The 13,092-nt window shown below is 44.0% G+C and carries 9 protein-coding genes; 6 read left to right on the top strand and 3 right to left on the bottom strand.

Annotated elements, in window-relative coordinates:
- Positions 1 to 283: 283 nt before the first annotated feature.
- Positions 284 to 2,821 (bottom strand): M1 family metallopeptidase, encoded by a 2,538-nt coding sequence (locus FC51_RS04355; protein WP_057910950.1) that lies wholly within the window; start codon positions 2,819 to 2,821, stop codon positions 284 to 286.
- 125 nt (positions 2,822 to 2,946) lie between these two features.
- Between FC51_RS04355 and FC51_RS04350 the strand changes: the two genes are divergently transcribed.
- From FC51_RS04350 to FC51_RS04340, 3 genes are all read left to right on the top strand, one after another.
- Entirely contained in the window at positions 2,947 to 3,615 is a 669-nt protein-coding gene (locus FC51_RS04350) for a DUF6198 family protein (protein ID WP_075141203.1), read from the top strand.
- Between the two features lie 112 nt (positions 3,616 to 3,727).
- Positions 3,728 to 3,943, top strand: a complete 216-nt coding sequence (locus tag FC51_RS04345; RefSeq protein ID WP_057910949.1) for a hypothetical protein — start codon at positions 3,728 to 3,730, stop codon at positions 3,941 to 3,943.
- Between the two features lie 233 nt (positions 3,944 to 4,176).
- Positions 4,177 to 5,031, top strand: coding sequence for a GRP family sugar transporter (locus FC51_RS04340; RefSeq protein ID WP_057910948.1), 855 nt, complete (start codon positions 4,177 to 4,179; stop codon positions 5,029 to 5,031).
- A gap of 356 nt (positions 5,032 to 5,387) precedes the next feature.
- Here the strand turns inward: FC51_RS04340 and FC51_RS04335 are convergent, their stop codons facing one another.
- Positions 5,388 to 7,553, bottom strand: coding sequence for a YhgE/Pip domain-containing protein (locus tag FC51_RS04335; RefSeq protein WP_057910947.1), 2,166 nt, complete (start codon positions 7,551 to 7,553; stop codon positions 5,388 to 5,390).
- A 136-nt stretch (positions 7,554 to 7,689) separates the two neighbouring features.
- On the opposite strand from FC51_RS04335, the gene FC51_RS04330 reads away from it, so the two are divergent.
- Both FC51_RS04330 and FC51_RS04325 read left to right on the top strand, forming a co-directional pair.
- Positions 7,690 to 8,382, top strand: a complete 693-nt coding sequence (locus FC51_RS04330) for a hypothetical protein (protein WP_057910946.1) — start codon at positions 7,690 to 7,692, stop codon at positions 8,380 to 8,382.
- A gap of 12 nt (positions 8,383 to 8,394) precedes the next feature.
- Entirely contained in the window at positions 8,395 to 10,560 is a 2,166-nt protein-coding gene (locus FC51_RS04325) for a YhgE/Pip domain-containing protein (RefSeq protein ID WP_057910945.1), read from the top strand.
- 134 nt (positions 10,561 to 10,694) lie between these two features.
- Here FC51_RS04325 and FC51_RS04320 read toward each other — a convergent pair whose 3' ends face one another.
- The gene (locus tag FC51_RS04320) at positions 10,695 to 11,633 is read right to left on the bottom strand and encodes a LacI family DNA-binding transcriptional regulator (RefSeq protein WP_057910944.1); all 939 of its coding nucleotides are present in this window, start codon (positions 11,631 to 11,633) and stop codon (positions 10,695 to 10,697) included.
- Positions 11,634 to 11,741: 108 nt separating this feature from the next.
- Here FC51_RS04320 and FC51_RS04315 point away from each other — a divergent pair, with 108 nt between their 5' ends.
- Complete coding sequence (locus FC51_RS04315; RefSeq protein WP_057911209.1) at positions 11,742 to 12,845, top strand: glycerol dehydrogenase; 1,104 nt, start codon at positions 11,742 to 11,744, stop codon at positions 12,843 to 12,845.
- Positions 12,846 to 13,092 lie beyond the last annotated feature (247 nt).

The raw sequence follows: 13,092 nt of genomic DNA, 5'->3' as shown, positions 1-13,092 counted from the left end.
TTTGTCCAAAAAAAAAATTGAACATTTGTCGTTCATTCACTCAACAAACATATGCCCAAATCAATTTGAACACAATACGTGAAATGGCTGGTGCAGCAAATATTACAGTGCAAACGACTATTCTCGCGGTCATTTTTTAACTTTTTTTCAAGAATATTATAAATGTGTAACATTACTTAAAAAGCACCCAATCTACAATCGGCCATGATTTAATCGGAATGCTTGCCGAATTGGGCATACAAAAAGGGCCATCCAGGAATGGATGAAACCCTCTTGCCATTCATTATTTAATTACTTGAGAAATTGCGGCATTGACATCGGCCTTTTCATCTTGAACGAGGCTGACGCGACTATCGATGACACTGATGTCCATCTTGATTTCGCGGGTTAAGCCAGGTGTTGGAATCTTAGGCTCAAAGAAGGCCTTAAACTCATCCAACCGCTGTTGCGTATGGAAGATACCTGCAATGACCGTAATGTAGGTGGCAAATTCCATATCCCCACCCACAGTGTCTTCGAGCCACTGCCAATCGTTTCGAATCCAGTCCCAGGCAGCTTGTTGGCCGTCATTATTGGCGAGCACCCCACGGAACCAGGCACGCAGATCTTGAGGTTTAATCGTGTCGGCATCTTCGAACTTGGAGACTAATTTGGCAATTAGGCTGGCATCAGTTGTACTGGTCAAAGCAGCGCAAATGTCCTGCTTGTAACTGGCATCAGCCGTCTTGCGGTAATCGGCCAATAGTTGATCAAATAGCGCATCGCTACCAAAATTTTTGACTTCATTTTTCAAAACAAACACCCGAATGTCGGCTGATAATCCGGCAAGGTTTTCTTTGTTTTGGTTAAACAACGTATGGGCAGAAGCAATGGCGTCAGCATTTTCCGCATACAGGGCAGCACTCAAAATATATGGCCGGGTCAATTGGTCATCGTTTGATTCACCAGCTTTAGGCTGCCAACCCAAATGTGCCAACTGAGAAGCACTCAGCTTATCAAAGAACGCCTTCAACGCGGTTTCTTCAACAGATTTTGGTGTCACAAACTTCTGAAGGTTGGATGCAACTCGATAGAGGGCCGCATTCACAATGTTTGACTGGCTCTCAGAAAACGTTGGCAGTAACGGCACAATGTTGGCGTATGAATTCTTGCGACCATCGGCTAATAAACGCAAGTCTTGAAGCAGTTGAAGTTGAGAAATTGAATCTAATGAGGCCACGTGATCCAAAATATCCTTCATTAAGGTTTCATCGTATTGAACAATGAAGTGCGAACTGTTACCGACGTTTAAGAAGAACGGTTTGCCCGTCTTGTTTCGGAGTTCGGCGTAATCGCCAATTGTCAACGACTGATCGGCCATAATTTCGGGAACTGCCTCGTAATTACTGTTCAACGGAATCTGCCACTTGCGGTCAACATCATGTCCCTTGCCAATGAAAAATTGTTGCTGTGACAGCGTTAATTGGCCGTCAACCACTTTGGCCGTGACCACCGGATAACCGGGTTGTTCCAACCAGGAGTTCATGATGGCACCGACATCCATTCCGGATGCATCCCCCAACGCTGACCACAAATCAGCACCGGTGGCATTATGGAACTTGTGGGCGTCAAAATAAGCCTTCAAGCCTTTTCGTAAGGCACCATCACCAACCAGGGCCCGGGCCATGACCAGCATCCGGGCACCCTTGGCATACACAATGGCTGAATCAAAAATCGAATCGATTTCGGCAGGATCTTCCACTTGAACGTGGACAGATTGCACCCCGTCAGTCGCATCCCGTTGGAGGGCGGCTGGCGCTTCAGAAGTTTGGAAGACTTCCCAAATGTGCCAGTTGGGTTCGATCGCATCAATCGCAACGTATTCCATCATGTTGGCGAAACTTTCATTCAACCATAAATCGTCCCACCACTTCATCGTCACCAAGTCACCAAACCACTGGTGCGCAAGTTCATGGGCGATCACGGTTGCCACCAATTGTTTCATTTCAAACGAGGTGTTTTCAGGATCTAATAATAAGTAGGCTTCCCGATACGTAACCAGTCCCCAGTTTTCCATCGCGCCGGCTGAGAAGTCGGGCAATGCCAACTGCCATGAATGTGGTAACGGATAAGGGGTTTGATAAAAGTCTTCGTAAAATTCGATTGAACGTTTGGCAATATCCAAGGCAAAGTCCAGCTCGCTTTGTTGATGCGCTTTCGTCGAAAAGACGCCGACTTCAACGCCGCTCTTGGTGGTCGTTTTGACACTTTGGAGCTCACCGAAGCCAAAGGCAATCAGGTAAGTCGACATTCTCATTGTCGTGTCAAAATAGTGAACGCCGTTTTCAGTTCTGATTTCGGGCATATTACTGATGATTGATTCGCCCTCGTGCTCATCGAATTTGATGGCCAAGTCAAAAGTCGCTTTGGCTTCGGGTTCATCAACACATGGAAACGCTTGACGGGCTGCCGTCGTCTCGAACTGGGTTCCAATGATCTGTTTTTTAACGCCGTCAACTTCATAATAAGAAGGATAAATTCCCATCATGGTATCGGTTAACTTGGCTTGAAAGGCGATGACCAGCTTGACTTCACCCGTTTTCGGCAAATTAATATGAATTGCTTCCTGCTTATCGTCCCTGGTAAATGAAAGATCCTGTCCATCTAATTGAACAGATTGAATGTCCAAAAACTTTTGGTGAATTGAAATGCTTTGTTCTTTGGCGTCTCCTGTAATTGTTGAAGTTCCGGAGAATTGTTTGTCTTGTCGGTTGATATCTAAATAAATATTGTAATGGGTTGGTTGAAACTTTTCATAAAAATGAGTTAGCTGTTCTGCCATGAAATGCCTCCTGATGAAATTTAGTTAATTATATTATACGACTATGGGAAAGCAGGTGGTCAATAAATCTCGTTTGCCGTATTTGTTGATGCTTGCTACACTAGTGTTATTAGGGGGCGAGCATCATCAAAAATACAAAAGCACAACGTTGGACCGGGCTGATTTCCGGGTTGATTTTAAACGCATTTGGAAATGCACTCACGATTTCCGCCAACATGGGAAGCGCTGTTTGGACAGCTTCGGCTGTGAATTATAGCCACTGGTTCAACGTCAACGTTGGGATGATCTTATTTTTCATCGGGTTGTTAAACGCTATTACCAACCAAATTCTGCTGAAATATTTGGATTGGCCGCGCTTTATTGGTGAAGTCCTCTATGTTTGCTTCTTCAGCTACTTCGTCAATATTTTTGTCCAGGGCTTTGAGCTGCTGGGAGTTGGCCAGTTGCCGATTGTCGTTCGGGGCATTCTTGCCTGCCTGGGCATTATTTTCTTTTGCACAGCAATCTCACTTTATCAACGAGCCAACCTTCTAATGCACCCTAACGACGACACGACCAACATTTTGCGGTTTATGTATCTAAAGAAGAGTGCCGTAGCGGCCCAACTAATTGATTTTATTCCCCCAATTATCGCGATGGTCATCTCATTTGCCGTGACAAAGAACCTTTACGCCGTCAACGTCGGCACCATTTTTTCCATTTTATTTAATGGTCTGATTATTCAAACTGCGGACCGGTACGTTTGGCCCAAATTAAAGCATAATTTCAAGGTCTTGGGAAACGACGATCAGTGAACTTTAACCAGTTAATTTTTTAGTTAAATGAGCTTGCATCCTAGGAAAAAAGTGATAAATTTAGGTTAATCAAACGTGGCTGTCATTTAGCCATTGAAGGAAGGACATCACCATGATCACGTTATTGATTTTACTCTTACTATTTGGCACACTAGCCATTAAAATCAGCTGGCTGCTTCTTAAAGCGTCGTTTTGGGTTGTCTTCCTATTGTTTGGCGTTTTAATTTTCTCGAAGCTCCTGCTGATCGGACTTGTGATTGCCGCAATTTATGGCGGATATGCGCTGTATCAACGCTCGCAAGTCCAAGCTTATAATAACCGCCACTAGCATATTGAAAGTTTTTTACAAGAGGGTTGGCACATAAGTCGTTGATTTATGTTTCAGCCCTCTTTGTTCGCTAACCGTCCAAATTTTTGTATTCCTTGTCCCACTTGATTCTACCGTGAATCTTATTTAAAATATTTTAAATTTATATAAATTTTGTAACCGTTTTTATGGAAATTTATTTTCATAAGTTATATGATAGCTATTGTTACTTAAAGAGAAGGAGAATTTTGATTATGAATATACTTATTGCATTGCTGCCCGCTCTGGGATGGGGATTAATGCCGTTAGTCACTGGAAAAGTTGGTGGCTCACCCACGAACCAGATTTTTGGAATTGGTGCTGGAACAACCATTATCGGCTTAATTGTTTTTGCTATTACCCGTCCAGCCGTTGATGGCAAGGCATTCCTATTTGCCCTCGTCTGTGGTGCCCTGTGGACAATTGGCCAAATTGGTCAGTTTATTTCTTTCAAGCGAATTGGCGTTGCTAACACCTACCCACTTTCAACTGTGTTCCAGTTAGTGGGTAACTCAATTCTGGGCGTCTTGATTTTCGGTGACTGGAAAGGTACCCAGTCCAAAGTGATTGGCTTTATCGCCCTATTGATCGTCATTTCCGGGGCCCTCTTAACCTCTGTTAGTGATCAAAAAGACGGTAAGATTACCTTGAAGGACTCACTATTCTTGTTGGTGACCACCGTTGGTTACTGGATTTACTCGTCATTTCCAAATATTCCGATTATTAAAGCCCAAAGCGGCACGTCAATCTTCTTGCCGGAAATGCTGGGAATTTTGGTTGGTGCAGTGATTTTTGGCCTCTTTACGGATCGGAAATCATTTACCCAAAAAGAACAGTACCTGAATATCTTTGCCGGACTCATCTGGGGGATTGCGGCACTATCTTACATTTATTCAGCACAGGCAAACGGAAATACGTCAGCCTTTATCTGGACACAGTTGAGTGTCGTCATTGCCACATTCGGCGGCATTGCTGTTTTGCACGAACATAAGAGCCATCGCGAAATGATGTATACGATTGCCGGAATCGTCTTGATTGTTCTCGGAAGTATTGCGACGTCGTTTGCTTAGGATTAGTGTGCGACAATCGGCGTTTTGATCCCAGAATTTAAGGTCAACAATCGATTATTCCTGGGTTTGGAATGATTGATTGTTGGGCTTAAATGGCGGGGATCAGCCGATTGACGCATGATTCAACTAAGTAATATTGAGCCTAAAAGGGTCGAAGTGAAACAAATGTTTTGCTCCCAGAATTTAGGCCTAACAATCGATTATTAACGGGTTTGGATGGTTGGACAAGTTGCTTATACTCTGGAAGCTGCTGTTTGTCGCACAATTCAGCAAAGTAATATTGAAACCAAAAAAGGTCGAAGCAAAACAAAACGTTTTGCTCCGGCCTTTTCTCATTTCATCAATTATGAATACCATCACTGGCCAATGCCAGTCTTGGTAAAATCGTTCAGCAGTCTGGCTGTCACTCTTCTGAAGAAGTCTTTCAAGAATAAACCAACTAACAGGCCGCCGATCAACATGCAAATCAAAACGAAAAAGTCGAGGACGACGGTCCCCACGTTTGGCCCGCCAACCGCTTCACGGAAGCCACTGACCGCATATGAGAATGGGAATATCGGCTGAACGATTCTGAGGAACAAGGGATCAAGCTGGACTGGATAAATTGCGCCACTTCCGGCCAATTGAAAGGCAACCATCATAATTGCCAGGGCTTTCCCCAAGTTTCCAAACACTGACGCCATCGTATACACGATTACCGAGAACGTCAGCGACGAGACCACGCCGATCATCACCATTAGGAATAAACTTTCCACGTGAATTCTCAAGATAAAGACCGCCGAGAGAATAATCACCATTGTTTGAATCATCGACAAGGTGTTGTACAACAGCATCTTGCCAATGTATTCTTCCCGTGGCTTCAAATTGGCAAACTTATGATATTTCGGCACTGAGGTATGCAGAACGGCCACCAGCATCGCGCAGCCAACCCAAATTGATAACGCCATGTAGGTCGGCGCGAAAGCTTCACCAAACGAGCTGACCCGATAGATATTCTCGTTTTTAACGTTAAATGGTTGTGATAACGCATCCCCCATCAGCTTGGGGTTGTTTTGAAGAACACTGATGATGTCTGCAATATTGTTATCAGAAGTCAGCTTCAGTTGATTACTGGCCTGCTGAATCACACCCTTATACTGAAGCAGCTGGGACTCAAGGTCGCCAGTCGACTGACTGACGAGTTGGTTACCTGAAATAATCGTATCCAACGACTTTTCGTTTAAACTGCGAATCCCATTAACGTTATTTAAGACGCTGGCAGCCTTACTGTTCGCGGATAATAAATTCCGTTGGATGGCATTTAACTCGGATTTAACCCGGGCGTTATAAGTTGACAGCGTTGCGTTAAGCCTGGTCGCCACCGAATAGGAGTGACTGGCAATATTTTGCTGCAGCCGGGCATTGGCAGAATTGCCGGAAGACAAGTTGCGCTGCAGTTGGGTCACTTGTTCGGATTGATCACTTAAAATACTTTTGACATCATTCAACTGGCTGATCAAGTTAGCGACCCCAGTTAGATTCTGGGTCTTATTAATGGTGTTTAGGTATGAAATCAATGGCGTGATTTGCCCTTGCAATAATTTAATTTGGGACAGGATCTGACTGGTCAAAGCACTGACTTGGCTTTTGCTGGCTGATGACGTGGTTTGATTTAACTGGTTAGTGAGGGTTCTCAACCGCTGCGCGTCGGATTGAATCCCGGTTAGGCCGGTGTGAAGATTGTTAAATGACTGATTGACGGAATGATTGACACTTTTAATCAAACTACTATTGGATTCGCCAATTGCTTGATTGATATTGACGTTTTGAGAAGCCGATATGACCGGCTTAATCTCAGTAAAGACGGCCGCCAGCCCACTGGACGTATCACTAATGTCGCCCAATGTATTGGTCGCCAGGTCCATGCTGTCACCCAAATTGATAATCAAATCCTTTAAATTTAAAATCTGGGACTCGTTCGCCTGGGCCTTCTTACCGGCAATGTTTAAATAAGAAAAGATAGTACTATTTACTTGATAGACGAATTGTTTTTTAATGGTGTTAAGCAGGTTTTGTGAGGCCGCCTCCGTGATCTTGTAACCCATTGGACTGGCCTTGGTGTCTGCAATATAATCAAGATGTGCTTTTTTCGGATTGGAACTCACAATGCTGGCCAGGTCCGCTGAAAAGCTGCTTGGAATTTTGATTTCGGCATAGTATTTCCCGGCCCGAACACGTTTTTGAGCCGTACCGGCATCGACAAAGCGCCAGCCAATCTGATTATTTTGCTTCAGCTGGGTGATGATTTGCTTGCCCAGATTCATCGTCTTGCCCTGTACGCTGGTCCCTTGATCCTCATTGACAACGGCAACCGGAATCTTGCTGACCTCTTGGGACGTATAAGGATTCCAAATCGCCTTAACGTTGACCAGCGTATATAGACATGGCAAAACACACAGCGCCGTAATGGTCAGCAGCGCTGCTTTATATTTAAAAATCGCTTTTAAATCGCGTTGATAAATTAATTTAATATTTTTAAACATCGAACAACCCTCAAATTTTTTAACTTGCTTGTTTCTGTTGAAAAATGCATTATACTGATAATAACGCGTATGCGAATGATTAACAACAGTTAACCATAGTTAACAATTCTTGTCGAATTTCAAGGGGGATCTTACTATGAAACACATCATCGCAAAACTTTGGGTATTGGGTCTGGCAGTGCTATTTGGCATTGGCCTGTCGCAGTCAAACACCGTGTCGGCCAAATCAACCGCCGCTAAGGTCGTTAGTACCCAATCATTAACCAAGGCGCCATACCGGGCAGTCAGCGGCTATCTTTACAGTTCAACGACACTGCAGAAAAAAGTTCATAATGCAGATAACTATCCTTTGACCACATTTTACACCTATAAATCCGCAACGCTACAACGAGCTAATGGAAATAAAGCTGTGTATTACTATGTCAAAAATGGAAATGGCAAGGTTAAAGGCTGGATTTGGAGCGGCCATTTGGTTAGACTCATTAACATCAACCAGCAGCGCAAACAATTGAATCAAATTATTGGCTTAATTGATACCTTGTCCACGGATAACAAAAACAACGTGATTTCAATTCTAAAACTCATGGATAAGCAAAGTACCCTGCCGGATCTGTTAACCCAGCTCACCAATCTGAAAAACTCAATTACCAATAATCCAGACATCATCAAGCTCAACCAAATCTTTGAAATGATCAAGTCCGATGGCCAGACACTCAACTACCTATTTAGTGAAGGGATTAATAAATTGTATCCAAAAGTTGTTGCCATTCATAACCTCAACAATCAGGTGTTTGCCTTGGCCCAAGGATTACTCGATCGGATCAACTAAAGGGACCCATTTATGAGAACAATATTAACATTATTCAAACGTGACTTACGGAAAATATTTCATAGCCGGCCAGTGTGGATCACACTGCTGGCTTTTTGTCTTATTCCCGCAATCTACGCAATTCCAAACATCAAAGTGTCCTGGGACCCCTACTCTAAAGCCAATACCAGCCGTTTACCCATCGCAGTCGTCAACGATGATGAGGGCAGTACCGTCAATGGCAAACAGCTCAACGTCGGTGACCAAATTGTCGGCCAACTCAGACAAAACCATTCCATCAATTGGATTATTACCAACGATTGGCAGGGAAATAACGGCTTGGACGAAGGAAAATATTACTCCCTGATTGAAATTCCCAATGACTTTTCAAGTAAGTTGGCAACTCTGGTTTCAACCAATCCGGAAAAGCCAAATATCGTTTATAAATCCAACGAAAAGTTAAACCCAGCCGCAACCAAAATTTCCGGCCAAGCAGTTGATGCCTTAACCGAGCAGGTCCGTGATAGTTTCATCAAAATCGGAACCAAGGCAGCACTAAAAGAAATGAATTCAGCCGGTGAAAAAATCAATACCCACAAGCCGGAGATTCTTCAAATTCGATCGTCGCTGCTGGACGCCGTTAATACGGTTAAGAAAACCAAAGGGTATTTAAGTCGGGCAAACAAGGACTCCGGCAATGCCCAGAAATATTTGCAGACCGTTCAAAAAGATATCCCCAAGATTTCAAGCCAGATTACCAATCTTCAGCAGGTTGTCAGCCACGGAAGAGCCTTAACACAGTCAACCAAGGAAACACTGCGGTCGTCTCGAAACGATTTATCGAGTGGGTTAAATGCCCTTCAATCAGACAACAATCAAATGCGCTCGTTAATTTCAAGTTTGGGCAGTAACGGAAGTTCCTCCGGGCGGTCGTTGTTGGGCAGTGAAATCAACCAGTTGGAAACTTTAAATGCCAACACGCTTGACCACATCAATAACGCACTGCGGGTTGCCGATGTCTTGAACAATATTTTGCCAAACAACCAAACAGTTTCCTTAATCAAGGGATTGAGCAACGCCAAAAAAGAGATTCACCAACAGCAACGTAACTTGGCAGCATTAAAGTCCGCCAACCAATCCGGCAGCTCAAAGAAATCAATTAACAGTCTGATTAATCGGTTGAATAAGACTGCGAATGCCTTTGGAAACAGCCTTGATGATATCGGTTCAACGTTTAACAATACCGTGAACCAAGGGATCGATAGTCTCAGCGATACTTTGGACACCCAGTTAAACGGCAACGATCAGGTTTTAGAGTCGCTTCGCTCACTCATCCCCCAGCTAAATGCCTTAACTGCTGGTGGCAAAGCAATTAGTAAGCTGTCTGTCTCTCAGGTTAACCGGATTAAAACCCGCCTTAATGGAATTGAGGACAAGCTTAATGACCTGAATGACAAAACTAAATTTATCAATGAAGACAATCTCAATAAATTAATCAATGTGCTAGGTGAAAATCCCAAAGTTTCGAACTTGTTGGCGTCACCAATCACGCTTAGGCAAAAGCCGCTTTATAATATGCAGCTGTTTGGCTATGGTGTCACGCCATTTTATACCACGTTATCCATGTGGGTCGGCGTTTTGCTGCTGACCACGATCGTTTCGTGGCGCTATATTATTCCAAAAGACGAGCGGGTTCCAAAATCAAACATGGTCCAAAAATATATCGGCAAACTGTTACTTTACCTGACGTTATCAATGACCCAAACAACGTTTACCATGCTGGGTGAAATGTTAATCATTGGCTTACGGCCACGTAGCCTTTTGGCAATGCTGGCAACGGCCTACTTGGCGACAATTGTCTTTACCATTATCATGTTCACGTTCGTCTACATGTTCGGCAATGTCGGTAAAGTCTTCAGTGTGTTGATGATGATCGCTCAATTATTTGGAACCGGTGGTGTTTACCCACTGGAATTGATTCCAAATCACTTGGCGGCACTGGCACCGTTCTTGCCGTTCACTTACACGATTCAAGCGTTCAGAGAAGCCATCGCCGGGCCGATTCCAAGCGTTTATTGGCAGGCAATGTTGTCACTAGCGGCATTCGGTGCACTATTCTTACTTATTGCACCGTTAAGACGCGTATTTGCCAAACCACTTTCGAAGATGGAAAAAGGTTTTCACAAGTCGCAGCTGTGAGGGTGGAATGTTCGAAAGCAGTTATTAAAACGAGGTCGAGTCAAAAGTGTCAGCTTTTGATTCGACCTCGTTTTTTTGCCATGCCATACGACCTGATTAATTTGTGTTTCTTGTCACGCACTTCTCATCACACTTTATTTTCGATCAACAATTTCAACCGGAACAGCCACCGAACGCACATCTTCTTCGGCCAACAGTGCAACTGCCTGTCTACCAACTTCTCCCAAGTGATAGTCAATCGTCGAAAATTCCAGTAGTTGGCTGGGAAGCTCATTACCTTGGCCAATGACTGTAACCTTTGTACCCGATTTTTGATACTCGGAATAGGCCCCAGCAGCGGTTGTATCCCCTTCTGTTAACACAACCTGAAGCTGATCATCAATTTGTTGAAGCTGCTTTGCTTCCCGAATCCCATCCGCCAGCGTTTTGCCATGGTATCGAACCAAGTTGGGGGCAATCTTTTCGCCAAATACTTCGGCATAAGCAGTTAACACTTCTTCAGTCGAACGACTTTGTGACGCTGGTCGGGCAAGAATCAGCCCAATATGAGTTTGTCCTGCTGCCTTGATTTTTCCAAACAGCTGTTTAAACGTTCCCAACCGATCATTGTAAACGGACCTGATCGGCAAATGCGCGCTGCGTTCACAAACCACAATCGGCGCAAACTTCTGATAGTTGACGATTTGTTCCAACGGTAAGGCATGCGACGTAATAATCAGCTGCCCAATTAGCTGATGTTCAAGCCGATCCAAGTACAACTGTTCCAAGCCGGTATCATAATTTGTCGGCAAAATGATCACTTCTCGTTGCTGCTGAACTGAAACGTTCATAATCGATTGGACGAGTTCCTGAAAATAAGGCTGGTCAAGGTAGGGAACCATGATGCCCAGACGTGAGGATGCCCCCTCGTTTAACAATCGGGCTAAACCATTGTAATGGTAGTCAAGATCCACCATCGCCTGTTCAATTTTTTTGCCGGCAGCTTGACTGACGTATCCGTGATGGGTCAGATACTTCGAAACGGTTGATGGCGCGTAACCGGCGGCTTTGGCAACATCATAAATTGTTTTCAATGCGATCACCTCATTATTTTTCAATTATATGCTATTTTAGCTTGACAAGAAACCGGTTTCCGAGTGTATTGTGAATTTGTAATCAAATATGTTTTGGAGGGATTTATAATGACAAAAGAATTTGGCTCACCATCTTCATATATTCAAGGTAACGGTGTTTTATTTGAAAGTGATCAGTATCTGAAGGGTTTTGGCGACAAGCCACTCTTGCTCACCGACGACAGTGTTTATAATATTGTCGGCCAAAAATTCGAATCCTACTTAAAGGATCACGGCTACTCAGTTGTCCTCGTTAAATTCCAAGGCGAATCATCCGAAAGTGAAATCAACCGGATTGCACAAATTGGTAAAGACGAAAATGTAAGCGCTATTTATGGCCTTGGCGGCGGAAAAACAAGTGATTCCGCAAAGGCCATTGCCGATAACCTCGATATTCCCGTTGTCATCATGCCAACTTTAGCGTCAACTGACGCACCATGTTCACGACTTTCAGTGATTTACACAGATGATGGCAGCTTTGATCACTATCGTTTCTACAATCATAACCCCAACTTGGTATTAGTTGACAGTCACATTATTGCCGGTGCCCCTGCGCACTTACTGATCGCCGGAATTGCCGACGCTTTGGCAACCAACGTTGAAGCCCAGGCGGTTGCTCAAGCTGGTGCCGATACCATGTTGAATGAAAAGCAGACATTGGTTGGAAGTGCTATTGGCCAAAAATGTGAGGAGACGTTATTCAAATACGCCCATATCGCAGTCGCTGATGTTAAGCAGCACGTGGTAACCAGTGCCCTGGAAAAAGTCATCGAAGCAAATACTTTGATGAGTGGACTGGGCTTTGAAAGTGGTGGACTGTCAGGTGCGCACGCAATTCACGATGGATTGACGACACTGGAACAAACCCATGCTTTAACCCATGGTGAAAAAGTTGCTTATGGAACCTTGACCCAATTAATGCTTGAAGGTGCCGATCAAGACCGTTACAACAAGTATTTCAAGCTGATTTTATCATTAGGTCTGCCAACAACCTTGGCTGATTTACACTTGGAAAATGCCACCGACGAAGAACTGCTGGCTGCAGGAAAAGCCGCTTGTTCAGAAAACGACACCATCTACCGACTCCCATTCAAGGTTGAACCAAACGACGTTGCCCAGGCATTCCGAGCAGTTGATTCGTACACCAAGGAATACTTGGAAGCCAACAAATAAACATTTTGTCGAAGTCAACTTCAAATTTGTCGCTTTAATTTCGACTATTTGATACCGACATCATCCCCTCCCCAGGGATAGAGGCCGGAGCACAAGATCACTTGTGCCCTGGCCTCTTTTTTGATTTCTTTTTTCGTTCTAACTAAGTCGCGCACTAAACGACAGGTTTTGGCGGAATATTATCGCTCCAGTTGTGACTTTTTGAACTTTAGTCTTGACAGGAAACTGGTTTCCTAAATTATGGTTA

This window comes from Lentilactobacillus parabuchneri DSM 5707 = NBRC 107865 (assembly GCF_001435315.1).
GTDB lineage: Bacteria > Bacillota > Bacilli > Lactobacillales > Lactobacillaceae > Lentilactobacillus > Lentilactobacillus parabuchneri.
Note: the sequence above shows the minus strand (reverse complement) of the source record. Positions and strands in the feature narration are given on the sequence as shown.

Excerpts from the sequence above, each read along its gene's own strand:
- FC51_RS04355 (WP_057910950.1), bottom strand. The coding sequence starts at position 2,821 with ATGGCAGAACAGCTAACTCATTTTTATGAAAAGTTTCAACCAACCCAT.
- FC51_RS04345 (WP_057910949.1), top strand. The coding sequence starts at position 3,728 with ATGATCACGTTATTGATTTTACTCTTACTATTTGGCACACTAGCCATT.
- FC51_RS04340 (WP_057910948.1), top strand. The coding sequence starts at position 4,177 with ATGAATATACTTATTGCATTGCTGCCCGCTCTGGGATGGGGATTAATG.
- FC51_RS04335 (WP_057910947.1), bottom strand. The coding sequence starts at position 7,553 with ATGTTTAAAAATATTAAATTAATTTATCAACGCGATTTAAAAGCGATT.
- FC51_RS04330 (WP_057910946.1), top strand. The coding sequence starts at position 7,690 with ATGAAACACATCATCGCAAAACTTTGGGTATTGGGTCTGGCAGTGCTA.
- FC51_RS04325 (WP_057910945.1), top strand. The coding sequence starts at position 8,395 with ATGAGAACAATATTAACATTATTCAAACGTGACTTACGGAAAATATTT.
- FC51_RS04315 (WP_057911209.1), top strand. The coding sequence starts at position 11,742 with ATGACAAAAGAATTTGGCTCACCATCTTCATATATTCAAGGTAACGGT.